General features: G+C 44.1%; 28 protein-coding genes. 25 read left to right on the forward strand and 3 right to left on the reverse strand.

The annotated features are described in order from the left end of the window. The 21 genes from Q1A08_RS18060 to Q1A08_RS18160 form a co-directional block, all read left to right on the forward strand. Positions 1 to 509, forward strand: a 509-nt coding sequence (locus tag Q1A08_RS18060; protein ID WP_363323550.1) for a hypothetical protein, incomplete at its 5' end; no start/stop codon positions are given. A gap of 50 nt (positions 510 to 559) precedes the next feature. Further along, positions 560 to 1,006, forward strand: coding sequence for a hypothetical protein (locus Q1A08_RS18065; RefSeq protein ID WP_299775515.1), 447 nt, complete (start codon positions 560 to 562; stop codon positions 1,004 to 1,006). Positions 1,007 to 1,108: 102 nt separating this feature from the next. After that, positions 1,109 to 1,369 (forward strand): hypothetical protein, encoded by a 261-nt coding sequence (locus Q1A08_RS18070; protein WP_299775517.1) that lies wholly within the window; start codon positions 1,109 to 1,111, stop codon positions 1,367 to 1,369. A gap of 110 nt (positions 1,370 to 1,479) precedes the next feature. Continuing rightward, the gene (locus tag Q1A08_RS18075) at positions 1,480 to 1,809 is read left to right on the forward strand and encodes an ankyrin repeat domain-containing protein (RefSeq protein WP_299775519.1); all 330 of its coding nucleotides are present in this window, start codon (positions 1,480 to 1,482) and stop codon (positions 1,807 to 1,809) included. A 66-nt stretch (positions 1,810 to 1,875) separates the two neighbouring features. Then, positions 1,876 to 2,208, forward strand: a complete 333-nt coding sequence (locus tag Q1A08_RS18080; RefSeq protein WP_299775521.1) for a hypothetical protein — start codon at positions 1,876 to 1,878, stop codon at positions 2,206 to 2,208. Between the two features lie 100 nt (positions 2,209 to 2,308). Continuing rightward, the gene (locus Q1A08_RS18085; protein WP_299775523.1) at positions 2,309 to 2,725 is read left to right on the forward strand and encodes a hypothetical protein; all 417 of its coding nucleotides are present in this window, start codon (positions 2,309 to 2,311) and stop codon (positions 2,723 to 2,725) included. A 108-nt stretch (positions 2,726 to 2,833) separates the two neighbouring features. Further along, on the forward strand, positions 2,834 to 3,442 hold the full coding sequence (locus Q1A08_RS18090; RefSeq protein WP_299775525.1) for a DUF4145 domain-containing protein: 609 nt from the start codon (positions 2,834 to 2,836) through the stop codon (positions 3,440 to 3,442). Between the two features lie 468 nt (positions 3,443 to 3,910). Then, on the forward strand, positions 3,911 to 4,597 hold the full coding sequence (locus Q1A08_RS18095) for a hypothetical protein (RefSeq protein ID WP_299775527.1): 687 nt from the start codon (positions 3,911 to 3,913) through the stop codon (positions 4,595 to 4,597). 155 nt (positions 4,598 to 4,752) lie between these two features. After that, positions 4,753 to 5,712 (forward strand): adenylate/guanylate cyclase domain-containing protein, encoded by a 960-nt coding sequence (locus Q1A08_RS18100; protein WP_299775529.1) that lies wholly within the window; start codon positions 4,753 to 4,755, stop codon positions 5,710 to 5,712. Beyond that, positions 5,705 to 6,229 (forward strand): Pycsar system effector family protein, encoded by a 525-nt coding sequence (locus Q1A08_RS18105; RefSeq protein ID WP_299775531.1) that lies wholly within the window; start codon positions 5,705 to 5,707, stop codon positions 6,227 to 6,229. Before Q1A08_RS18100 ends, Q1A08_RS18105 begins: the two co-directional genes overlap by 8 nt. Before the next feature lie 99 nt (positions 6,230 to 6,328). Further along, positions 6,329 to 6,736, forward strand: a complete 408-nt coding sequence (locus Q1A08_RS18110; RefSeq protein WP_299775533.1) for a hypothetical protein — start codon at positions 6,329 to 6,331, stop codon at positions 6,734 to 6,736. A 42-nt stretch (positions 6,737 to 6,778) separates the two neighbouring features. Next, positions 6,779 to 7,246, forward strand: coding sequence for a hypothetical protein (locus tag Q1A08_RS18115; protein WP_299775535.1), 468 nt, complete (start codon positions 6,779 to 6,781; stop codon positions 7,244 to 7,246). A 76-nt stretch (positions 7,247 to 7,322) separates the two neighbouring features. Further along, entirely contained in the window at positions 7,323 to 7,790 is a 468-nt protein-coding gene (locus Q1A08_RS18120; protein WP_299775537.1) for a hypothetical protein, read from the forward strand. 161 nt (positions 7,791 to 7,951) lie between these two features. Continuing rightward, positions 7,952 to 8,593 carry a hypothetical protein gene (locus Q1A08_RS18125; RefSeq protein WP_299775539.1) on the forward strand — a complete coding sequence of 214 codons (642 nt, stop codon included), beginning with the start codon at positions 7,952 to 7,954 and terminating at the stop codon, positions 8,591 to 8,593. Positions 8,594 to 8,740: 147 nt separating this feature from the next. Next, a complete protein-coding gene (locus tag Q1A08_RS18130) occupies positions 8,741 to 9,097 on the forward strand; it encodes a hypothetical protein (protein ID WP_299775541.1) in 357 nt (118 codons plus the stop codon). A 252-nt stretch (positions 9,098 to 9,349) separates the two neighbouring features. After that, positions 9,350 to 9,646, forward strand: coding sequence for a hypothetical protein (locus Q1A08_RS18135; RefSeq protein ID WP_299775543.1), 297 nt, complete (start codon positions 9,350 to 9,352; stop codon positions 9,644 to 9,646). Between the two features lie 466 nt (positions 9,647 to 10,112). Then, positions 10,113 to 10,958 carry a TIGR02285 family protein gene (locus Q1A08_RS18140; RefSeq protein WP_299775764.1) on the forward strand — a complete coding sequence of 282 codons (846 nt, stop codon included), beginning with the start codon at positions 10,113 to 10,115 and terminating at the stop codon, positions 10,956 to 10,958. Between the two features lie 314 nt (positions 10,959 to 11,272). Then, positions 11,273 to 11,914 carry a helix-turn-helix transcriptional regulator gene (locus tag Q1A08_RS18145; RefSeq protein ID WP_299775544.1) on the forward strand — a complete coding sequence of 214 codons (642 nt, stop codon included), beginning with the start codon at positions 11,273 to 11,275 and terminating at the stop codon, positions 11,912 to 11,914. Positions 11,915 to 12,056: 142 nt separating this feature from the next. Beyond that, positions 12,057 to 12,485, forward strand: a complete 429-nt coding sequence (locus Q1A08_RS18150; protein ID WP_299775546.1) for a DUF3995 domain-containing protein — start codon at positions 12,057 to 12,059, stop codon at positions 12,483 to 12,485. Positions 12,486 to 12,713: 228 nt separating this feature from the next. Then, entirely contained in the window at positions 12,714 to 13,568 is an 855-nt protein-coding gene (locus Q1A08_RS18155; protein WP_299775548.1) for a DUF1444 family protein, read from the forward strand. Positions 13,569 to 13,627: 59 nt separating this feature from the next. Then, on the forward strand, positions 13,628 to 14,227 hold the full coding sequence (locus tag Q1A08_RS18160) for an NUDIX hydrolase N-terminal domain-containing protein (RefSeq protein ID WP_299775550.1): 600 nt from the start codon (positions 13,628 to 13,630) through the stop codon (positions 14,225 to 14,227). Between the two features lie 86 nt (positions 14,228 to 14,313). On the opposite strand, the gene Q1A08_RS18165 is transcribed toward Q1A08_RS18160, so the two are convergent. Next, on the reverse strand, positions 14,314 to 15,189 hold the full coding sequence (locus tag Q1A08_RS18165; protein ID WP_299775552.1) for a crotonase/enoyl-CoA hydratase family protein: 876 nt from the start codon (positions 15,187 to 15,189) through the stop codon (positions 14,314 to 14,316). 118 nt (positions 15,190 to 15,307) lie between these two features. Continuing rightward, entirely contained in the window at positions 15,308 to 16,492 is a 1,185-nt protein-coding gene (locus Q1A08_RS18170; protein WP_299775554.1) for a CoA transferase, read from the reverse strand. 285 nt (positions 16,493 to 16,777) lie between these two features. On the opposite strand from Q1A08_RS18170, the gene Q1A08_RS18175 reads away from it, so the two are divergent. From Q1A08_RS18175 to Q1A08_RS18185, 3 genes are all read left to right on the forward strand, one after another. Further along, on the forward strand, positions 16,778 to 17,365 hold the full coding sequence (locus Q1A08_RS18175) for a TetR/AcrR family transcriptional regulator (RefSeq protein WP_299775556.1): 588 nt from the start codon (positions 16,778 to 16,780) through the stop codon (positions 17,363 to 17,365). 333 nt (positions 17,366 to 17,698) lie between these two features. Next, positions 17,699 to 18,007, forward strand: coding sequence for a UrcA family protein (locus Q1A08_RS18180; protein ID WP_299775558.1), 309 nt, complete (start codon positions 17,699 to 17,701; stop codon positions 18,005 to 18,007). 706 nt (positions 18,008 to 18,713) lie between these two features. Continuing rightward, positions 18,714 to 19,022: a UrcA family protein gene (locus Q1A08_RS18185; RefSeq protein WP_299775560.1), complete on the forward strand. Its 309-nt coding sequence runs from the start codon at positions 18,714 to 18,716 to the stop codon at positions 19,020 to 19,022. A 111-nt stretch (positions 19,023 to 19,133) separates the two neighbouring features. Here the strand turns inward: Q1A08_RS18185 and Q1A08_RS18190 are convergent, their stop codons facing one another. Beyond that, on the reverse strand, positions 19,134 to 20,537 hold the full coding sequence (locus Q1A08_RS18190) for a PLP-dependent aminotransferase family protein (RefSeq protein WP_299775562.1): 1,404 nt from the start codon (positions 20,535 to 20,537) through the stop codon (positions 19,134 to 19,136). A gap of 149 nt (positions 20,538 to 20,686) precedes the next feature. Here Q1A08_RS18190 and ccoG point away from each other — a divergent pair, with 149 nt between their 5' ends. Continuing rightward, positions 20,687 to 22,117 carry a cytochrome c oxidase accessory protein CcoG gene (gene ccoG / locus Q1A08_RS18195; RefSeq protein WP_299775564.1) on the forward strand — a complete coding sequence of 477 codons (1,431 nt, stop codon included), beginning with the start codon at positions 20,687 to 20,689 and terminating at the stop codon, positions 22,115 to 22,117. Positions 22,118 to 22,165 lie beyond the last annotated feature (48 nt).

Below are 22,165 nucleotides of genomic sequence, written 5' to 3' on the forward strand. Positions count from 1 at the left end.
ATAACAAGCACATCAAAAATCGCTCCACTTCGTTGCGCTGGACGTCGCTGACGCTCCGCCTTTTATGTGGGCGTTATGAGCTACTAGCGATGAGATTTATTGGAATAACACTAATTATGTTCTCTTTTTTTTCGTTCGCGAGTGGTGGACCAAAAGAAGTAACATTAACTCCTGAGCTGGCAGAGACTTTGGGTTTTAATATTCAGGTGAATCCTGAAGGCCTTGCAATCATGATCGAAATGGAGGGGCCGCTGGAAAGCCCATCTGGTTGTCCTGCCAAAAGAAGCGGATCATTCCTTCTTGGTTCAAATGGTGAGGAACTATTTGTATATATAACCGAGTTGCCAGTGTCCAATTCAAAGCCAGAAGCTATCGGATACTACACGAATAAATCGCATGAAATGGGTGTGTTTATTGACTATTTGTGTAAAGGCACAAAAGTGTTAAAAAGTATCCGGTACTCTGTGCCATCAATTAGCAAGTGGCTCATAACAAGGCCATCAAATTGACCGCTTTACGCTGCGCTTCAAGCGGCAATTTATGGCGGCGTTAAGTGGCTATGAAGTATAAATTAAAATTAGTAGTGCCAGCCGCATTGTTTGGGGTATCGATGGGGCTTGTTCCACCGTATCCATATACGTATCAGATGGAGATAACACTGGGTGCGATGCTTGTGTACTACATTTTGGGCTGCGTGATAAAGAAGCAAAGTCGAAATGCGTTTCAACTTGTGGGTTTTTTAGCTTTTTTATGTATGCTGGTAGTAATATTTTGGTTTTGGCACTTGTCTATACCGCACGGGATATGGTTCCCTCCAGATTATTTTCCAGTGGTTCAACAGTTCTATCAGGTGGATGGTGAGTCCGGGTACGATGCGAAAGTGTCGAATATTTTTATCACCCTTTGGTTAGGTGCGCTATTTATTATTTGGATTCGCCACTTAACAAGGAAATTAACTGCACGCTTGTCAGCGTCGGACGCGCAAAAAGCGCGCGCCGGTTATTGAGGCGTTATAAGTCGTTGAGGGTGTAAGGTGCATAAATACCAATTTCGAATTGTGATTAGTTTCCATTTCAACGATCACGGTGATGATCGGCGTAGGTGGTTTATGTTCGGTGATGATTGTCATAGGCGCGTGCCAGTAGAAATGGAAGGGGTAGATGACCTAAATACAATTGGAATGTTTGTAGAATCACCTGGTACCTTTTATGAGGGAGACTCCTGCGAAGCTGATTGTATTGTTATTGCTCCTGAACTATTCAAGCCAGCAATCCATCCTGGTTGCAAAGGCAAACTGTGGGATGGTGGTTTTTTCGCTGATGTAAGCGTGTTGGAAATATATGAAGATGGATGGCCAAAAAACTTATAACAAGTTAAGCCACAGCGACACAATGCACTCCGCTTAAATTTTGTGCGGAAAAATAATCGCACAAAACCAAAGCTTCGGCATTGGGCGCGTGCTTAAAGCGTTAAATGCCTATGAGCCAAGAACTGATTGAGGCAGTGAGAAATAAGAAAATTGATAGTGTTCGTAAGTTCATTGCTGATGGTTTTGATCTTGAGTATTGCGATAATAAAAAAATGACTGCTTTATCTCACTGTTGCGAAGTACAATCATTAGATATCTTAAAAATATTAGTTGAGGCAGGCGCCAATGTTAACCACAAAGATGAGCTTGGTTATCGGCCGATAGATATTGCTGGTTGGTATGGTGAGTATCGAAACGGGGCCTATACAAAACAATGCCTAGATATTATTGCCTATTTAAAGGAGCACGGTGGTGAATCATTTAACAAGAAAAGCCAGTAAAGCCCTGCGGGCAGGATGGCTCCGCCACCTCTGCTTTGGGCGTTATATGCTTACGAGGATTGAGCTGTGAGGCGTCAATTACAAAGTTTGTGCTACTTTCTTTGTGCCATTTCAGTAGTTGGAGGAATGGCCGACATTGTGTTGCAACTTTACGAAGGTAGTGAGGTACTTCGTTGGCGTCTAACGATCATTTTAATCGGCGTCGGTGTTGGTTTGCCCATTATTTTGTTCCCACTTCATGTTCCTTCAGAGGCAGAGGATCTGAACTATGATGAGAATGACTTATCTTCCGTATATCAAAATGACAGTAGTACTTTGTCAAGCTTAGCACCTGACTTAGACAGTGGGGTAAGTGGTGATGACGGTAGCCTTGACGGTGGTAGAGATGGCGGCGATTGAAGCCTCATATAACAAGTGGCTGTTGGTTGGCCGCAAAAAGCGCGGCCGGGACAGCCTACACGTTCGTTGCGGCTGCCCCAAAGCCAAGCGTTAAGTTTCTATGAAAGTATCGGAAGGAATCAGGCTCATAAAGCCTCAAATAGAAATACCCTGGGGAATTGATCAATCGTCGTGTAAAGCGATGTTTGGTGATTTTTGCCTAAGTAAGAAAACTGATAGGGTATATGAAGTTCGCTGCCAATGGCTGTCCACTGAACCAGAGATACTCACTTTGATGTTCAACCAAAATGGGCTGCATACCGTTGAATTACACCGAGTGCCTAGTAAGCAAGTGGTAAAGTCTTTCAAGCGTTGGCAGTCATTTGCAGAATCACTATTAGGTGAGCCTACTAGCAAAGACCTCGAATATTTCGAAGGCCCTGAAAGTTCATATTGGGAGAAAAGCGGAGTTCATGGTTATCACAGGTACTATTACAAATTCGGTTTTGTCGAGAAGCTCGGAGTTGTCAAAACTTAACAAGCCGCAGCAATTGCTCCCGTTGGTCGCTGGGATCGCCAAAACGCTGCGCTTTTTTGTCGTCCCCTGTGCGGAGCGTTAGGGCACAAATCAAATATGGAGCTTTGAATGAGTTTTAAAGGGCATAGGTACATTGCAAGACCCGATGGTAGTAGCAACGAAAGTTGGGAGGCGTATTCATGTGGCTACTGCGGAACGAAAGTAAGTGGTGCCGTAGTGTCATATTATGACTGGAATACTCAGCTTGGAGATACACAAAGAAATAAATGGCTTCTCTGCCCTAACTGTACAAGACCGTCAGTTAAATTTAACAACTCGGTCTTTCCCGGCTCTCCTTTTGGCCCAGAAGTTCAAGGTTTACCCGAAGAAGTAGACGGCTCCTATAACGAAGCTCGCCGATGTATGGAGGTCAATGCATTCACGGCGGCTGAGTTAATTTGCCGAAAAATATTGATGCATGTGGCAGCCGATAAAGGTGCGAAAGAAGGTGAATCATTTGCTTTCTATCTAGACTATCTAGAACAGCAAGGCTATGTAACGCCACCGATGAAAGGCTGGGTCGATCTCATACGTCAGCATGGAAATAAATCTACTCATAAATTAGATAGCCCAGAGAAGGAAAGGGCCCAGAGCACAGTAATGTTTACTGCCGAATTACTAAGGTTGGTCTATGAAATGGAGTTTATGGCAAATCAATTCACCCAAGGCCAGCCCTAACAAGGCCAGCCAGAGGGACCAAATAACCGCCGCTTTGCTCTGGTTTTTCGGCCCCTGCTGGCGGCGTTATACCTACTGGAGAGCAAAGTGCTGAGTGTCTGTCTTAGAGCTGCTGTTGTCGCTTTACCTTACTCGATTGTTGTTGGGATTCTTGTCTACTATACAAACCTATATTTTATTGGCTTTCATGATCTAACTGAACAGAAGAAATACGCTGGTTTTGAGGCGATAGAGTATATGCTTAAATTTCATGGGCCCATAGGACATCTTTCAGATGCATTGTTGAATATTACATTGGTAGCATTCGTATCATTTTTTGCTCTAATCATTCAGGGTTTCATGTATGAGAGGTCTGCGAGTGTATAACAAGCCGCAGCAATCGCTCCCGCTGGTCGCTTGGACAGTCAAAACGCTGCGCTTATTTGTCTGCCCATGTGCGGAGCGTTATGAGTTCCTACGAGGCATGAAATGAAGAAAGAAGTTGATGTCTATCCAGATCTAGAGCCAGAAGAAGATAAGATTTACCGTCTGGCTGAGGCTGTAACTAGTCTTATTCCTGCTGGTCAAGTAATGCTTCACTCATTGATATCTCCTCCAGTACAGCGACGTATGGAATCCTGGATTGCCAGCGTTGAAGACCGTCTAGCTGATCTGGCAAGCACAGGTGATATTGATTTGGCCTTAATCAAGAACAAGGAGGAGTTCTCCGCTTTAGTTCTTCGGTCTATACAAACCGCATCGGTTACCAGCCAACAAGAAAAACTCAATTATCTCGAAAACTTCATAGTTAATGTAGCAAGAGTTCCAGAAGTAAGTGAAGATGAATTGTATGTGCTTCTTAGCATTTTAAATGAGTTTACGCCATCTCATATAAGGGTACTTCACTTCTATGCCCATCCAGAAGAATATGCCAGCAAAATAGTCAATGTTCCTTCTGATGCTCCGCCAAATAATCAAGCACAGGGTCGTGAGCTAGCTATAGTCTTTGGGCAAGGTGATGCTGAGTATTGGCAAAGTGTCTTTTGGCTTGTTTCTGGTCATCACGTAGTTACAAATCATACTTCTCCAGTTAAAGCTGCTATGCCTGTCGAGAAAACAGTGTCAGGTAGGGCAACCCGTCTAGGGTTAAAGTTATTAAATATGGTGGTAGAGTAATGTGTTTAATAAACACTCATAACAAGCAGCTCAATCCGACCTCCACTGCGTTGCTCGTTTTGTGCTTTTCCGCTACCCTCGCACAAAACAATCAACTCCGTTCCGGCGGCTTAGCTGGGCGTTAGGGCGTCACTGCATCATAGTTAGGGAATAATATGGCATTAAAGGACTTTTTTGAAACAGTAGAGTCGGAAGTAAAGACTACTGTTTCTAGCGATTTTGATATTGAAATTACTGATACAAAGTTTGTTCCAAATTTTGATGATTCATGTATTACATTTGATAATTTTGATGATAAAAAGAAAAAGTGTAAGCGGCTTGAAAGCTGTGTTCTTTACGTCGACATAAGAAATTCAGTTCAAATCAGCGCCTCAAAAAAACCAAAAACTCTTGCTAAGACATATTCCGCATTCGTTCGTTCAATGATCTTGTGTGGCCGATATTATGGTGGTCATGTTAGAAACATTATTGGCGATAGAGTAATGGTGGTATTTGATCAAGATGACTGCTTTAAAAACGCAGTGAATACGGCCACTCTTATGAATAGTGTTTGCAAATATATTCTTAACGAAAACATTACAACATCGACGATTGAGTGTGGTATAGGAATAGACTACGGAAAGATGCTAATTACTAAGTCTGGTGCAATCAAGCAAGGTTCAGAAAAAGAGTTTTACCGAAGCTTGGTATGGCTAGGTCGACCTGCAAATGTGGCATCAAGACTGACAGATTTAGCCCACAAGAAAGAAACATATACCATACCTTCTGTAAAGCAGGGTAACCATTATAAGTATATCGATGAATGGGTGTGGTTAGACAAAACATATGACCAATTCATTGATGACCTAGAAGTCACTCACACTAGAAACCTGCGCCACAAAGATGATAATTTCTGCTCATTTTTTAAATCAACAATGGGGCCATATAGCACAGAGAATAGCCCCATATTGATGACTAAAGCTGTATACGATGGTTTGAAGAAGGCTTGTCCCAACGATAATGCCGTTAAAAATGGCTGGTGGAGCAAGAAAGCGATAGAAGTTAAAGATTTTTCAGGCGATGTATACGGTGGTGATGTTATATTCACTGAAGTCAAGGAGATAGAAGGTGTCTGATACTAGCGAAGTAATGGAAAGTACACTTTCCAATATTAACGATTGGCTCAAATTTGCTGAGGCCAAAAATGGTGCGCTCTTGGCGTTGAACTGTGCACTTGTTTTTGGTGTGGTTCGTACGCTGTTAGGTGTGGATAGTTTGCCGAACGAAGTGAAGTACTACGGTTACTTTGTGATTGTCCAGCTACTTGGATCCTTAATCCTTTCGTTGCTTTCAATATTACCTAGAACAACTCCTCCCTGGTGGATTAGGTTTCCTAATAAAACAGAAAATGATAATCCATTATATTTTGGCGATGCATGTAAGCACTCACCTAAAAGCTACTTAAATTTAATTCTTGGTGAATTGAGCATCAGTAAGCACGAGAAAATACATGAGCATCTTTCACATCAAATAGTAATTAATTCAAAAATCGCTTTCATTAAGTACAGTCAGTTCAATAAATCGGCTTGGTTACTTGTGTCGGCATTTCTGACGCCAATAGGCGCGTACATTTTATTAATGGTTAAGGAGTAAGAGTCTTGAACAGCCCTAACAAGCGTAGGCTATCGGAACGCTTTTCGCTCCTTCGTCGCTACAAAACGTCCGCAGCTACGGGCGTTAGAAGCACAAGCAATGAATAAGCATCGACTAAAATTTATAGCCCTAATTGTATTGCCTCTTTCGCTATTGGCATGCTCCAATTTCTTAGTGGGGCCGCCAGAGGAAGAGGTGGCACAAGATATTGAGTCGAATACTTATAAATTTTTAACATGGTATGACGGCTGGGGAGGTCATACTGTTTGGGGTGATGGCAAGGTTGGCGCGTGTTTCACTTGTGGTAGCGTAATGTGTGGTAGTACCAAGGTAGAATTCACAGTTAGCTATGACGCTCATACGAGAACTGCTGACAGCAAGTATCCTCAGGAGAAAGAATTTGCAACAATATATAATTCAATGTTGCTTGCGCACTTTAAACAAACAGAGCAAGGGTGTAGTTTTGAACTTATGCCCACAACTGGCGGTTCGGCTTCTAACAATTAGCTGCACCGAAAAAACTTCGTGCTTCGATCGAATTTTGCGTATATGAAATCTAACCGAATACGGACTTTGAATGTATATTCTGATTGGCTCGAAAAAGCCAAGTATGAGCTTTCACGCTTCGAGCAGTCGAGTGGTGTATATGATATGGCAAATTGCTTTTTGACATTAAACGCATTACCCGAATGGATAGAGAAATCTGATGAGGCTCCAGGTAAGTTGAAAAATGTAGCAACTCAAAAGATTTTAATTATGAAGGGCCAGAATTTTGATCTCGATGAGAATAAGCTAGATCAAATTGATCATCAACTGAGATTGGTTAGGTTGTTTTGCAACCACGCCAAGCACGGTAGCTCGAAGGATAAACTTGAACATATATCAATGAGCGCTCCATTCCCCTTGTCCTTTCCTGTTGAATTTGAATTCTTAAAGGTCGGCTCTGAGTTTGTAAGGGTTGTAAGTGTCCTTGATGGTGTCCTCAATTTTTGGGCCAGCGAGCTAACAAATGCTTAGCAAGCGAGTTTGTCGGAACGCCTTTTCGTTCCTTTGTCACTACAAGTCGTCCGCAACTGCGGGCGTTAAGGCAATAATGAAGATTTTCATCTTTTTCTTCTTATCCACGGTGTCCTGCGTAGTTAGCGCATGGGAGTGTGGTGATTATGACAAGTATTCTCAGAGTGTTGGGCAGCATCTAGAGATAGCCAGTGATGTTTTTTTTGGTCGGGTCTTGTCAGGCTCAGTAGAAAGTGAAGGTGAGAATGGGTTTGATGTTTCAATAGAAGTAGATGTTCTTTTGGAAGTTAAGGGTGATTTAGAAGACAGAATTACGTTATTCACCCACTCTCAACCTCCGTTCCCAGAATTTATATTGGGCGGAAGTTATGTCTTCTTTCTATACGGAAATACGAGTCTTGATTTCTGTAATTACCTAATTGAAACCGCAGTGCCTATCGACAGCTTGGACGAACTTAGGGAATATTCAAAAAGAAGAGATATAAGATCAGTAGAGCAAGTACGAGAGGTTCTCATGTACATTGAGGGGAACCTTAACAAGTGACTATGTTGTCAAACCCTAGCTTCGTCCCAGTATGTATTGTTCTTTACCATCACATTTAAGATCGTTGTCTGCTCTTTCATGCAAGCAACCAACACTGTATCTTGTTCACCCGTATCAGCTAAGTCTGTGGGTCTGTTATTCTCCAAGATAAGGAAAATTTAATGAAAAAACTGCTTGTCTTACTGCTGTTACTACCTGCGTTTTCGCTTGCAGGCGATATTACTATTGTTGGAGGTAGTTCTGGGGTTGTGCGCTCTGATTCCATTACTGTGCGAGCTACTCATGTAGCAGTGGATATTACTGCTGAAGTCGATGAAGATGGGCTTCTTGAGCAGTGGGAGAGGTTGGATAAGTTCAAAGATCGTCTTGGTATACTAGCTAGTAAAAGGGGGGATATGAGTATCAAGCGTGTTGCATCTACGTATAATGGCCGAGGCAAAAGCTCGCTGCTTGGCTCTTATGGCCCCGCTAGCAGCTACCGAATGAGAGTTTTTACTCCGTTGTCAGATCGGGAGAATGTCATTGCAGCCATAAGGCGGCTCAATGTATTCCTTGAATCAGCTAAGTCTTCTACTGGCTTAGAACTACGCACCGGAAAATATGCTCTAGCTATAGAAGACAGAAATTTATATTCAGAGAAGCTGCTGGAACTGATTAAAGAAAGAATCAACAAGCTAAAACAAGGTCTTGGGGAAGAATTTAAAATTAAAGTAGAAGACTTCTCTGACGACGTTAGGGCAGTACAAAATGGCGAGGACACCATCGCCCTATATTATAACTATGAGCTTAGCTACCACCAGTAGGTCGTCAAAACTCGATATATGTAAGAATGAGTGTTGGTATTCCGCCTATTTCAACCTAAGGGCTCTGATTCGAAGATACTGAGAGTAATCATGCGAAGGTTTTGTGGTGCATGTTCTTATATATGGAAATTATTGGAATAAGATAGCATGAAATCCATTCCCAACTACTTAATATGCCTATTGCTTCTTCTTTGTGGCTTAGTGTCAATAGCTGAGGTATCAGTGAATTTAGATGGAGGCGAGCTATCTGACAGAGCCACAGTGCTTTACTCAGTTATTTTTGCTTTTGTAACGGCCACATGGGTTCTTCACGATGCGAGAGAGTTAGATTTCAGTGCGCCGTTTGATTTTGGCCTGTTTATCTACTTGTTTTTGCCTATATTGCTTCCGTATTACTTGTTTAAAACCCGTAGGGTAGATGGGCTGATGATGTTCTTTGGTTTTGTGGCAATCTATATTTTGCCTTCCTTCGCGGGTCTGTACGCTTACGTTTATTACTCCTGATGTTGAGCGGTGTTGGAACGTAATTGAATCTGGCTCGCTGTTTGGTGGAGCCTGGAGGTCATTTTGAGGTTGGGGCTGCTGTCGTATATCTGTCGTGGTCTTGTTGCTGTAGTCGAGGTATAAATGTGTCGATATTCTCTAATGTAGTTCAGCATTCATTAAAATGACCGGTACATCAATGTGAATATTCTAAGAATAATCTTAATCGCGATAGTAGCTATAGTCAGCGCGGCAGCTGGGCTTGCCAAAATTATGCAGGCACCACAAGAACTGGAGTTTCTACAAGGGTTTGGTTTAAGCGTTTCCCAGATTGCCATTTTCGGAGCGATTCAGTTAGCTGGGGCGTTATTGCTTGTTTGGCCTAGAGCGAGAGCTCTTGGTGCTGTAGTTACTATCTTTGGCTTTGCGCTTTCTAGCTTCTTTATCTTTAAAAGCGGAAATGTGCAATTTGGTCTGTTTTCTTTGTTGCCAATTGTGTTGGCTTTTATTGTTTTTTGGCAGGCGAGAACAGTTACTGCTGGCTTACAAAATAAGCCAGCAGCGGATTGACTTCTGTGCGGGCTTCGTTATTCTTTATTGCGACTGTACTGATGGTAAATGTAATTTGACCTGTACCGTGACAGTTTAAAGAATCACTTCGCAGTCTGTAATTATCGTCATTTATGTTGCCAGAGATGATCAGTCTAGCTTTTCTATTAGTATCGTTGATTTTTTCTTTGTACGATTCTGATATTACCCTCGATAATAGGGCATATATTTTTGTTGATTCAAAATCAATAATTGATTAGTTATCTTTAGTAAGTAAAGTATCGCTTAGTGAGTCAGAGTCATCCCTTCGCTTTGATTTTCAAGATCAGTGCACTTTTTTCTATGCCCAAGCGTTGAGCAGAATGTTTGCTACACTTTAACTGTGATTGTCTTTATTGATTGTATTTTCACAATAGCCGCATAAAAATCGCATTGCCTCTGCGGTTTTAAGCAGGATAAATCCACATTTTGAAATCTCGTGAATACCATGCAATCAATTATAAATCTCTGTGCTGTAATGCTTGTTGCAATCAGCTCAAGCGCTAATGCTAAAGATACCATTACATGGGCGCTTGTCGATTGGCCGCCTTATTTTATCACTCAAGGAGAGTTTCAGGGGCAGGGCGTGGGCGATCGTTTTACCGATTATTTTATTACTCGTTTACCTGGCTATGAGCACGACAAAAAGGAAATGACTCTAGCAAGAGTCGAGAAGGAAGCTCAATTAGGAAGAACTACCTGTATGACCAATCGGTTTTATACTGAAGAGAGGGCTAAGCTTTCATATTATACTAAACCTTATTCAATGAGCTTGTCCCTAAAAATAATACTGATGGAAGATACCCATAGGCGTATAAGAAGGCCGAGCGAGCTGTCTGTAGAAGTGATTAATGAAGGATTTATGCTTAATGGTGCACTCGAATTCGGCCGATCTTATGGAGCAGACTTAGATCCATTACTTGAACAATACTTATCTAGTCCATTGCTATCGAAAAGGCGCACCACTTCAGCACAGCTGCTGGATATGCTTCAACTAAAGCGCCTCGACTACTTTATAGAGTACCCTCTGAATTTCATCTATTTAACGCAAACAAGAAGCTTAGACCCAGGTAACTTCGTTAATGTCGAAATCAGTGAATCTCCCGCCTACGTTTTATCTTGGGTTAGCTGCAGCAAAACCGAACTGGGAAGAAGGGTGGTAGAGCAGCTGAATAGTGTGATTGATGCTGAAAAAGCAAAGCCAGAATACTTGGAGCTGGTCACGCATTGGCTTCCTGAATCTGACGCGCAGAAATTGGAGGGCTACTATCGGGAAGAGATTCTATCCGAGTAGCCTTGGAGCAGGCCGTAACAGAAAATAACGTTCTAGCTTATTAAGCAGTGGCAGGCCTACTTATAATAAAGTTATTGTTGCAACAGCTGGGCGAGAAATCCTTTCTGTAAGCCTTTTGGGAGAGACTGGTCGCCCGATGTGGATATGTATATCTTCTCAAATAGCTGCGTCATATTTTTCTGTGTAAATAGTGCTCAAATTATCTCTTTTTGCTTCCTGTCGCCTGTCTGTCGTGGCCTTGTCGTGCTATTGTCGTAACAGACAAGGGCAAGTTAGCAGGATATTTTCACCTTTAGTAGTAAAAGGTGAATCATATGGACGTTATGATTAATAAAGAGTTGATTAAAACGCTAAGAAAGCAGAAAAACTGGTCACAAGAAGAGTTAGCAACGGCTGCTGGCTTAAGCTATAGAACCATTCAACGTATAGAAAGTACCGGCAATTGCGCTTTAGAGTCGAAAAAAGCTCTTGCTTCCGCACTAGAGGTTGATTTAGACGAGCTCAATTATAAACCTCCGCAGTCTGCCACTAGAAAGAGGTTTATGAGAGCGGGCGGCATTGCATTTAGAGCTGCCGCTTACTTGTTCATTCCTCTAGCTCTCGCTACTCTAGTGCTGCTGTTTAGAAACTTTCAGAAAACGGCGGTTTACGAGGTAGTTATCGCCAACCCGAACGATATCAGCACACATCGCCATAAGGTAAAAATCAGCCAATCCAAGGCAACAGTAGTCCAGTTACGTAATGGCTATACCCTAGAGGTAGAGCTCCTATATGGTTTTACTCCCAGATTAAAAACCCAGCTGTTCCATACGAATGAAGCCGGCCGGCAGCTTTTGCATAGCAGTAATCGCAGTGCGACTGTATTCCACCCTGTTAAATACGTTATTCGGCCTGGCAACAATGTATGTTTTCAGTCACCTATGCGAGATGTCGATGGGGGTTGTGCTAAGGTTTAGCTTCTTGCGATTAAAAGCGCTTCACGATTACAAGTTTGGTGAGGTATCAGAACTGACGTTGTAATAATTGGCCACAAACCATCGTCTTATTACCAATGCTCGATCACGACACTGTTTTCTTACTTTATCTATAGGTTAAATTATGAGTGTTCTATCTGTTGTTGTAGCCATTTTGGTCGCGGTAATCATGTTGCTTGTTTCTTTGTTCCACTTCTATTGGGCCTTTGGCGGCGAATACGGTTTGCAGTCGTCGGGGCCTGTTATGGAAGAGGGGGTCGAATTTAAACCGCCGGCGGCAGTTATTTTTGTAGTGGCCTGCTTATTGGCGGGGCTAGCAGTATTGTCATTGCAGCTGGTTTGGCCATGGCAGCCCATTAAGGAATACATTGCCTATGTGGGATACTTGATATCTTTTGTTTTTATTGTCCGTAGTATTGGTGATTTTAAATACGTTGGATTTTTTAAGAAGGTCTACAATAGTGACTTTGCCAACTTGGATACCAAATACTTCTCGCCCTTAATTCTTCTTTTAGGAGTGTGTTTTGGGGTATTATCAGTGTTTGGTGTATAGGTAGTATTAACTATGAATAGCTTGGCAGGAGGCTGAGGCTATTTTGAGGGGGCTTGCTCTGTGCGAACGGCCCCTTTTGTAAGGAGAGTTTATAAATGCGCCGAAATCATATTAAGGATAATTCTTTATTTTTACTCAGCTTTTTTTCAAAATCATCCTGCTTGTCGTGCGTAATCTGGCCATCTGAATTTATTTGAGTGCTTGTTGTTTTTAAACTGGAATTTTTTTATGAGAAAAATAATAGCTGTTTGGCTATTTTTGCTTACTGTCTCTCCTTTGATTATGGCTGGAAATTCGATGGGTGCAGACAGTTTCGCTAAAAAGTACATAGCCTTCATTTCCAAGCTATACCCCACATATACTGTCGAGAAGCATGGTGAGTTAGAGGTGCGAATTACTGCGCCAGGTGGCGAGAAAATGACTGCCTTTTTAGACAATGCCTATACCGATTACATTAATGACCCAGATGACCTTGAGCGTGTGTTGACTGTATATTCAAAGTCAATTGCTGCTAGCTTGAACTTTGATAAAGCGGGTTTAAGTAAGGATCAACTTGTTCCTGTTATCAAAAACAAGGCTTATCTATTCCGATCTTTAGAGATGCTCGCAAGCACTGGGAAGGCCGGGCTTGTTTATGAAAAGTTAAATGATGAACTCTATGTGCTCTATGCCTTTGATGCGCCAAATGCGATGAGGTTTTTAACGGAAGCTGATCTGGATGTGTTTGGCTTGGTGAAAAGTGAACTTCGAACGATCTCTACATCCAATTTGAGAGAACTTATTCCTGGCCTAAAGCTAGAGGGGGATCCCGCCTCTCTTTCTATGGTGGTGGTCGATGGAAACTACGAATCTTCTTCCATCTTGTTTGATGACATTTGGACCGATAGGCACTTTCCTGTCGAAGGTGATATTGTGGTATATATACTGGCGCGAGATTTGGTATTGGTTACCGGGTCGAAAGATAAGGAAAGCCTTAACAGTATTCAGGAAATTATAGGTGAAAACCGTGGTCAGTTCTCCCACCCTGTTTCTGAATTAGGATTTGTACTCATTAATGGCCAGTGGAAACTATTCTCGCCATAGCTGTTGTGCTCTGGTGTTGTGATCGCAACTTAACTTAAGTTATTAGGGAGCATGTTCTCGTGGAGACGCTAGATAAGCTACTCGATGAGCTTCGCTCGATTGCTCAGCTCGGTCTCAACTACTCAAAAGATGAATACGATCTTGAGAGATACCGCCGCTTGCTGGATTTATCGGCCCAGCATTATGAAGCTAATTGCGGCCTTTCTTCAGATATCATCAAAGAACGATTCCAACAAGAGCTAGGTTATATTACGCCGAAGGTTGGCGTCTCGGCTTCTGTCTTTGATACTGAGGGCAAGCAGCTTCTGGTAAAGCGTACCGACGATCATACTTGGTGTTTGCCTTGTGGTTGGGCTGAGGTTGGTGAATCTCCACAAGAATCATTGCGTCGCGAGGTACTAGAAGAAACGGGCCTGATTGTTGAAGTTAAAGATCAGATTCGATTAGGTTATCGAATGCCTGGAGAATTCGGTCTGCCCCATACCACTTATCACTTGCAGTTTTATTGTACGCGTATTGGTGGAGGGATTTGTGGCTCGCACGAAACTACAGATGTCGGTTTTTACGATATGGCCGATATCGATAATTGGCATTTGGACCACGCAATTGAAGCAAAAACTGCGCATCAGTATTGGGAAGCTGAGCTGAACAACAAGTAAGAGTTGAGGATTAAACGGAAATGGTAGAAAGCAGCCACGATTCTTAGAATTGAGGCTGCTGTTTAAAAGCTTTAGGAATTTTTAACTCAATCAAATTCCTCTAGTGGCATATGCTTGCTAACACCTTCGGCAATATTACCACCGCCATCGCGTTCCGCGACCACTTGTTTAAAGCCAACTTCTTGGGCACGTTCACGGAACCATAGGCCTTCTGGAGAGTGGCGTGCAACGCCATCGAAGAAGGTGGCAAACATTTGGGTTTGCTTTAAACCCATGCTTTCGTAAGCTTGATTGACCGTCATTTTGCACATCATCAGCTGATTGCGCGGAACGCCCTTGATGCGATTGGCCAGCTTCATCACTTCATCATCAAGCTGCTCTTGTGGTACTGATTTCAAAATTAGTCCCATTTCTTCGGCTTCTTTGCCGCTTACCAAATCACCAGTGAACAACATACGTTTGGCTTTTTCGACACCTAGGCGATACACCCACATCATGGTAGTCGGTACACCCCAAACGCGTGCAGGCGGGTAACCAATGCGGGCGTCGTCGGCCATGATGATCATATCACAGCACAACGCGATATCGCTGCCACCAGCTGCAGCGGCGCCGTGAATTTTGCAGATGGTGGGTTTGCGAGCGCGCCACAAGGACATAAAGTCTTCGGTGTTGCGCGACATCATGGCGTAATCTTCGGTTGGATCCCAAGGCATTTCTTGGCTGCCGTGGATCTCGCCGGAGTTTTCCTGGGCATATTGAACCAAGTCATAGCCACCGCAAAAACCTTTGCCCGCACCTTGCAGAATGATGACGTGGACTTCTGGATCGTGCTCGGCTTTTTCTACGGCTTTGCGAAGATCGGATGGCAAGCGATCGTTAATCGCATTTAAACGCTCTGGGCGGTTTAAGGTTAAAGTCGCTATGCGATCTTTGACTTCATACTTTACGGTGGATTCACTCATGGTGTTGTCTCTCTCGTGCTTCTAATATTGTGTATAGTTTTCAGCTTTCGTTTTGTAAAAAGCTGCTGTTGTCTTTCCGAAACTGGTCTTAGTATCGTGACGCTTGCCGAGCTTTAAGCTAACGACAAATACCTTGCTCGATTAGGGAGTCAATTTCGTTGCTGCTCAAGCCTGCGGTGGCCAACACCTCTCGGCTGTGTTGGCCTAGCTCGGGGGCTTCTTGATAAGGCGCTGTGTCTTGGCGGGAAAAATTCGCCGCCATGGCAACGCGGGTATATTTACCGGCGATTCTGTGCTCGGCATAATCAATCATCTCGCAGGCTTGAATCTGTTTGTTTTCAGGTAACTGCTCCATGGTGTTAATAGGGGCGGCTGGCACATCGGCTTTCCACAGTCGCTGCAAGATATCGTCGCTGTTTTGATTCATAAAGATGGGTTTTAAGCTTTCCACCAGCTCATCCCAATGCGCAAAGCGGTTTTGCATGCTGTCAAAGCGTGGGTCTTCTAATAGTTCTTGTACGTCGAACTCTTCCACTAAACCATTGAATTCTTTATCGGCTAGGATGACCAAAACGATTTCACCATCTTGGGTTTTCCAAGGGATGTAAACGCGCTTGAAATCTGGGTAGTTGAGCTCGCGCCCGGCAGCGGCGATGGGCCAGAAGGCATCGCAAGCCAAAAAGCCAATGGCGGCCTCAAGCATGGAAACCTCTACTAATTGTCCTTCTCCGGTGCGTGCGGCCTGTACCAGTGCGGCCGTTACAGCTTGGCTGGCAGTAAGCCCGGTGGTTTTATCGCATATGGTCTGTCCCAATAGCTGGCTGGGCTCCTGTAAGGACACCATGCCAGAGAGGGCTTGAATGATAGGATCGTAAGCTCTCTGCTCGGCCATGGGGCCTTGTTCGCCAAAGCCCGTAATGGCGGCATACACCAGCTTGGGGTTGTGTCGTTTTAAGGATTTGAAATCTAAGCCATGTTTAGCCATCACCCCTGGGCGGCTATTGCAGATAAACACATCGGCATCACGGCATAGGCGCTTGATTAGCTGTTGGGATTCTTCTTTTGAGAGATCCAGCGCTAAAGACTTCTTATTGCGGGCTAAGCTTAAAAAAGTCGCTGATAAACCTGGAGCCAATATTGGACCAAGATGGCGTACTAAATCGCCGGCTAGGGGCTCAATCTTAATTACCTCGGCACCTTGGTCTGCCATGATTTGGGTGCAAAGTGGTCCGGCGATTACCGTGGTGCAATCGATTACCTTAATACCACTCAGAGGGCCGTTGCTGCTGCTTGTGCTAGTCATATCCACTCCCTTCTTTTGCTTGTGTTTATTATTTTTGGCGGTGCACCAGTGCCTTGTTTTAAATGCCTAGTTGGTTCAGCAACAAGAGAGTTGCAGCCGGCCGTTGGAGAAAACTATATACGATACAGTTTGTACTGTAAATAGATCTGCCTGATGAGGTACAATGCCCAGCCTTAAAGCAGGCCTTAGCTGTTGCCCTAGTATTGCAGGTGAATGCTGAGGGCATAGACAGGTAGCCACTGGATAAGTAGTCACCGGATAATAGTCACTGGATAGGTAGTAGGCATGTCATCAGAAAAACTAGCGCGTGGGCGCCCGCGTAGTGAAGAAGTCAGGCGATCGGTGCTGGATGCCTTTGTGGCGGCAGCCTCCGAAGAGGGCTATGAGCGCGTATCCATTGATGCGGTGGCCAAATCGGCTGGTGTAAGCCGCAGTACCATCTATCGCTGGTATAAAGACAAGCGTGAGCTGTTGCTGGATGCCAGTGTCGATATTATTCAGAGCAATCAGTTCGACCCAGCCGATGACGCCTTTGACTTGGTCTTGGAGCGCTTTTTGAGCGAAACCTTTGCTACCGCTAATCATATCGGCCAGCTGTTTACTGCGATGATGGCCGAAGCTCAGGCCGATGAGCTATTTGCCCAACTGGTCTGGCAGCGCTATGCACAGCCGCGTCGGCAGTTGCTGTCGACCATTCTACAGCGTCACCCTAAAGCCGCTGCTTTAACGCCCGATCGCGAAGCGTTTATTCTGGATGTGCTATTCGGTGTTATCTGGTATCGAATGATGAGTCATCATGCGCCATTGGATGAGGCCTTTGCTGAGCAAATACAGCAAACCGTCGATCAATTAATGCAAAGCGCTTCGACTTAAAGAAACTTTACCGTTTTGCCTTGTTGTTTTGCCAAATTATTTTGGTTTCTTTGCAAAAATAATTTTTTCTTCTGCTATCAGGCACTTAGCGTTATCGCGGTGCTACCTTTTTATTTTCAAAATAGATCTTCACTTAAGTGTCCGCGGACACTTTGAATTAATTCTTTTCATTTTACCGCTCCTAGGGCTCTTTCCGTCGATGTGGATGTGCCAAAGTTCATTTGTCTCCGTCTAAGTTTGTAATTAAGAAATTAATTAAACAGTTTTCAACAAACATCATTAAGCAAACGTTTTTAAAAAGTAGTTTTATACAAAACTTAAAAGGAAGACATTATGAAAAACCATAGCAAAAAAATCGCTCTTGTAACCGCAACCGTTGGCGCTTTGTTCTTAGCAAGTGGAGCCCATGCCATTGTTGGTAAATCCACCCTGCAAGAAAGTGTCAGTGTCGTTGGCTTGGATATGGCACAGAGCCAAGATCAAAAAACCTTAGAAAAACGCGTTCACAATGCGGCCGCTAAAGTGTGTGGTGTTGATCAGGCTATCGATTCTCGTTCTGCCAGTCGTATTGCCGATAGCAAGCGTTGTTATCGAAACTCTATTGAAGCTGCCATGAAAACCGTTGAGTTGGCTGCGCGATAGTGATTGTTCTAGAAAAACTGCTTGGGCTGATCATGTTATGCCGGCCCAGGCGGATTATCTAATATGACATTTTTGTCATGTTCTTGATAGCTAGATCTGCTTGTAGATCAATGGCTATGCCTACTGAAAGCAGATAGCTTCTACGGAAGCTCTCTTCTTTCCATTTTTCTCTCCTTTTTTCTTCCCATTTTCCTAGTCTCTGTTTCTCCCGTATCTTATTCCATCTCTGCTTTAACTGGATTATTGAACTCTTTGACTCTTAAGTATTGGTAAACATTTTTACCAAAAGATATTTTGTATACATTATTCAGAGTTACTGTTTTTTCGAGTAGCGTTAACTGGATTTTAAAAATAGCTTAGCGGTAGTTTTTGTCTTGGATTAGGCTGGGCTAACAACTTCTAGTGAGTGTTTTTCTAGACAGCTTTGGAAGCATCGGAAAACTTTTAATATGTAAATTTGTGGCGCTTTTCGAATATCAGGGGGCTTTTACTAATGGCATCAATCGCTTAATTAACTTTGCGTTAGTTTGAGGCTTAATTGGGTTAAAACTTTTCACCGCTTAAGTAACTCTTTTTATCGATCAGCGTATCCTTTTTTGCTTTGTTACCGTCTAAAGTTAGGACACAAGAAAACAATATAAGATTTATTTAGCAGTACCCTAGCAAAAACATAAAGCCCCATAGCAACGTTTAAAAGGTAATCGGCATGAATAGCAATAGCAAAAAAATCACTCTCGTTTCAGCGTCAATAATGGCTCTTTTTATGGCAGGCAGTGCCCAGGCCATTGTCGGTAAAAGTACGAGTGAAGAAATCGTTAGTTTCTCGGACTTAAACTTATCGAAGGTGGAAGGGCAGAAAACCCTGCAGCGTCGTCTTGAAGCCAGTGCAAAGAAGGTTTGCCAGGTTGATCAAGCGATAAATACCCGTTCGATCAGTCGTATAGCAGACAGTAAGCGCTGTTATCGTGAATCTGTAGAGCTGGCGATGAAGAAGGTAAAATTGGCCAAGCGTTAATTTACTGGCTAAAGCTCTATACTGGAGCCGCGACATTGTCGCGGCTCCAGTGTTTTCACCTCTCAAACCTGTCTTGATTTAGCCCGCTGTTTCCAATTCTAAATTGCTCTTTTAGTAGTTAGCGTTAACCATAGCTGCCAAGCTTTTAAAGGCTTTGATTCTATTTTCTGTCCATGGGTGTGCATAACTAAGGCGTAAATTATTGCGGTAGTTATCCTGTGCTGTGAATAAGCGCCCGGGGGTTAACACTATGCCTTGCTCTAGCGCCTGCTCATATAAGGCCAGCGTATCAATGTGTTTGGGTAGTTCTATCCATGCGGCTAGCCCACCACTGGCTTGGCTGCAGCGGGTTTCTTCGGGTAAATAATCTTGGATTAAATGGCGCATTTCCTGATAGCGCTCTTGATATTGGGATCGCTTGCGGCGCAAATGCTTATCTAAGCCGCCTTCGGCAATATAAAAGCTCAAGCCCTGCTGACTTAGCTGTGGTACCGCAAGGCTAGTGGCCAGTTTGGCCTTAATGACTTCCTGTTGATAGCGACCTGTGGTCAGCCAGCCAAGGCGTAGGTCTCGAGATAGGTTTTTAGAAAAAGAAGAACACTGTAAAACAATGCCATCTTGATCATAGGAATATAGGCTGCGAGGGCGCTGCTGCCCAAAGTACAACTCGCCGTATATATCATCTTCGATCAGTGCAAAGTCATGTTGCTTGGCAATTTTAAGTAGCTCTTGCTTGGCTTCTTCGGGCATGCTGGCACCGGTTGGTGTGGCAAAGCAGGGCGAGCAGATAAGCGCTTTAATAGGCCAATGCTGTGTGGCTAAGCGCAGGGCGTCGATACTTAAACCTTCATTAGCTGAGCAGGGCAGCTCTAGCGCTTTTAAGCCTAGAGTCTCGATAAGCTGCAGGCTGCCATAAAAGCCCGGGGATTCCACCGCGACAACATCGCCCGGGCGAGTGGTCGCTAATAACGCTAACAACAATGCATGTTGGCAGCCATTGCTGATGATAATTTCATCCTCGTGTGCCTTGGCGCCGCCGTGGGCCATCAGTTGTTGAATCTGCTTGCGCAGAGCGGGCAGCCCTAGCGGCTCATCGTAATACAAGTACTGGGCGCTGCTTTGTTGGCGCTGGGCTCGCCCTAAGCAGCGTTGCAATTTTTTATTGCTGGGTTCGCTGTCATGGCCTGGGTATAGATCAAAAGCTGCCCCTCTTTGCATAATGCCCATTAGGATCTGTCCTTGATCCAGTGTTCTGGCATCGACTTTAGGGCTACTAATCGCAGGGCTGGCAAGTTGATGCTGGCTTTGGCAAACATAAAAGCCCGAGCGAGTTCGTGCTTGCACTAAGCCGTCTGCCTCTAAGCGCTCATAGGCACTTAAAACCGTCGCTTTCGAGAGCTGCTCGGTTTGGGCTAAATGGCGAATTGAAGGCATTTTTTCGCCTGCCGCTAACTGCCCACTTTCTATCTGTTGGCGTAATTCACGCTCGAGTTTTAGGTATAAATAGTCATTCATGGTCAAAACGGTACAGTTTAAAAATAATTAATAGGTACAGTTGTAATATTTGAAATTCTGTACCTCATTATAAACATTTTTGTGCATCTGTACCTATGTGTGTTGCATCTCTAGACTGCTGCCTCATAACCGTGACAGAGATCGCCCTGATGCCTACCAATTCTAAACCAGAAAAAATCCCTCTAGTGTCCTTGGATGTCGCTCCCCCCGAGGGGCAGCAGTATAAAGAGCTCTATGAGGGCCACCGAGTTTATGTGCGTAAAACCCAAGGTATTTTTCAGCGCTTGCGTCGCAATATCGCTGTGCCTTTGATGTTGGGGTTTTTCTTATTGCCATGGTTACGGATTGATGACCGCCAGGCCGTATTTTTGGATGTCATCGAGCAAAAATTTTATGTCTTGTGGTGGGTGTTTTGGCCGCAAGATACGATCTTATTGGCGAGCTTATTAATTATCGCGGCCTTCGCCCTATTCGCAGTAACAGTATGGGCAGGAAGAGTGTGGTGTGGCTTTGCTTGCCCGCAAACCGTGTGGACCTCTATTTTTATATGGATTGAGGATTTTTTTGAGGGCGATCGCAACAAGCGAATTCGCTTAGATGCCGCGCCTTGGTCATTGGAGAAGATCCGCAAAAAAGCCAGCAAGCATATTTTATGGGGCTTGGTGGCCGTTGCTACCGGCACCACTTTTATCGCCTATTTCTATGGCATGATCCCGCTTATTAAGGACTTGGCGACCGCTCAAATCTCATTAGAAAGTTTTTTGTGGACGCTATTGTTTGTTGTGCTCACCTATCTAAATGCTGGCTATATGCGAGAGCAGGTGTGCAAGCATATGTGCCCTTATTCGCGCTTCCAGTCAGTTATGTACGATCAAAGTACCTTAATGGTGAGCTATGACGAGCAGCGTGGTGATCCCCGTGGCCCACGTAAAGCGCGCAGCGATTACAAAAAAGGTGGCTTGGGCGCGTGTATCGATTGCGATTGGTGCGTGCAGGTTTGTCCTGCGGACATCGATATTCGCAATGGTTGGCAAGCCGAGTGTATTAACTGCGGCTTGTGTATTGATGCTTGCGACAATGTGATGGAGCGCATGGGCTACCAGAAAGGTTTAATTCGCTTTGCTTCTGCCCTAGATCTAGGCGGTTTTTGGCAGCGCTTTAAGCAGCCGCGTATGTTGGGCTATAGCCTCTGCTTGGTATTAATGTCGGGCTTGTTTCTTAGCAACCTAGGTGGCCGCGAGCCACTATCCATCGATGTTATTCGTGACCGAGGGGTGCACTTGTACCGTGAGCGCAATGGTCAGATAGAAAACGTCTATACCGTAAAGCTTAATAATATGTCGGACCGCCCGATGGAAGTGCAGCTAGGCCTAGCGGCCAAACAAGGTTTTAGTCTGTCTGGCCGTCGTAAGCATTATTTGGAAGCCGGTGAGGTTTTCACCGTGCCGCTCCGCATTAGTATCCAGGCTGATGGTTTGGCTAAGAGCAACTATCAAATCGCCATTTCGGCGACTCATAGTGGCAATACCGAGGCTAAGATCGAGCAAAAGGTCGCGTTTATTGCGCCAATAAAGAGCTAGGCTGGCAAGGCCTAAAAGGTAGCTTTAACAAATACTAACACTCAGCTA

Source organism: uncultured Pseudoteredinibacter sp., assembly GCF_947500695.1.
In the GTDB taxonomy this organism is placed as follows: Bacteria; Pseudomonadota; Gammaproteobacteria; order Pseudomonadales; family Cellvibrionaceae; genus Pseudoteredinibacter.

Excerpts from the sequence above, each read along its gene's own strand:
- Q1A08_RS18065 (WP_299775515.1), top strand. The coding sequence starts at position 560 with ATGAAGTATAAATTAAAATTAGTAGTGCCAGCCGCATTGTTTGGGGTA.
- Q1A08_RS18070 (WP_299775517.1), top strand. The coding sequence starts at position 1,109 with ATGTTCGGTGATGATTGTCATAGGCGCGTGCCAGTAGAAATGGAAGGG.
- Q1A08_RS18075 (WP_299775519.1), top strand. The coding sequence starts at position 1,480 with ATGAGCCAAGAACTGATTGAGGCAGTGAGAAATAAGAAAATTGATAGT.
- Q1A08_RS18085 (WP_299775523.1), top strand. The coding sequence starts at position 2,309 with ATGAAAGTATCGGAAGGAATCAGGCTCATAAAGCCTCAAATAGAAATA.
- Q1A08_RS18090 (WP_299775525.1), top strand. The coding sequence starts at position 2,834 with ATGAGTTTTAAAGGGCATAGGTACATTGCAAGACCCGATGGTAGTAGC.
- Q1A08_RS18095 (WP_299775527.1), top strand. The coding sequence starts at position 3,911 with ATGAAGAAAGAAGTTGATGTCTATCCAGATCTAGAGCCAGAAGAAGAT.
- Q1A08_RS18100 (WP_299775529.1), top strand. The coding sequence starts at position 4,753 with ATGGCATTAAAGGACTTTTTTGAAACAGTAGAGTCGGAAGTAAAGACT.
- Q1A08_RS18110 (WP_299775533.1), top strand. The coding sequence starts at position 6,329 with ATGAATAAGCATCGACTAAAATTTATAGCCCTAATTGTATTGCCTCTT.
- Q1A08_RS18115 (WP_299775535.1), top strand. The coding sequence starts at position 6,779 with ATGAAATCTAACCGAATACGGACTTTGAATGTATATTCTGATTGGCTC.
- Q1A08_RS18120 (WP_299775537.1), top strand. The coding sequence starts at position 7,323 with ATGAAGATTTTCATCTTTTTCTTCTTATCCACGGTGTCCTGCGTAGTT.
- Q1A08_RS18125 (WP_299775539.1), top strand. The coding sequence starts at position 7,952 with ATGAAAAAACTGCTTGTCTTACTGCTGTTACTACCTGCGTTTTCGCTT.
- Q1A08_RS18130 (WP_299775541.1), top strand. The coding sequence starts at position 8,741 with ATGAAATCCATTCCCAACTACTTAATATGCCTATTGCTTCTTCTTTGT.
- Q1A08_RS18135 (WP_299775543.1), top strand. The coding sequence starts at position 9,350 with ATGCAGGCACCACAAGAACTGGAGTTTCTACAAGGGTTTGGTTTAAGC.
- Q1A08_RS18140 (WP_299775764.1), top strand. The coding sequence starts at position 10,113 with ATGCAATCAATTATAAATCTCTGTGCTGTAATGCTTGTTGCAATCAGC.
- Q1A08_RS18145 (WP_299775544.1), top strand. The coding sequence starts at position 11,273 with ATGGACGTTATGATTAATAAAGAGTTGATTAAAACGCTAAGAAAGCAG.
- Q1A08_RS18150 (WP_299775546.1), top strand. The coding sequence starts at position 12,057 with ATGAGTGTTCTATCTGTTGTTGTAGCCATTTTGGTCGCGGTAATCATG.
- Q1A08_RS18155 (WP_299775548.1), top strand. The coding sequence starts at position 12,714 with ATGAGAAAAATAATAGCTGTTTGGCTATTTTTGCTTACTGTCTCTCCT.
- Q1A08_RS18165 (WP_299775552.1), bottom strand. The coding sequence starts at position 15,189 with ATGAGTGAATCCACCGTAAAGTATGAAGTCAAAGATCGCATAGCGACT.
- Q1A08_RS18170 (WP_299775554.1), bottom strand. The coding sequence starts at position 16,492 with ATGACTAGCACAAGCAGCAGCAACGGCCCTCTGAGTGGTATTAAGGTA.
- Q1A08_RS18175 (WP_299775556.1), top strand. The coding sequence starts at position 16,778 with ATGTCATCAGAAAAACTAGCGCGTGGGCGCCCGCGTAGTGAAGAAGTC.
- Q1A08_RS18180 (WP_299775558.1), top strand. The coding sequence starts at position 17,699 with ATGAAAAACCATAGCAAAAAAATCGCTCTTGTAACCGCAACCGTTGGC.
- Q1A08_RS18185 (WP_299775560.1), top strand. The coding sequence starts at position 18,714 with ATGAATAGCAATAGCAAAAAAATCACTCTCGTTTCAGCGTCAATAATG.
- Q1A08_RS18190 (WP_299775562.1), bottom strand. The coding sequence starts at position 20,537 with ATGAATGACTATTTATACCTAAAACTCGAGCGTGAATTACGCCAACAG.
- ccoG (WP_299775564.1), top strand. The coding sequence starts at position 20,687 with ATGCCTACCAATTCTAAACCAGAAAAAATCCCTCTAGTGTCCTTGGAT.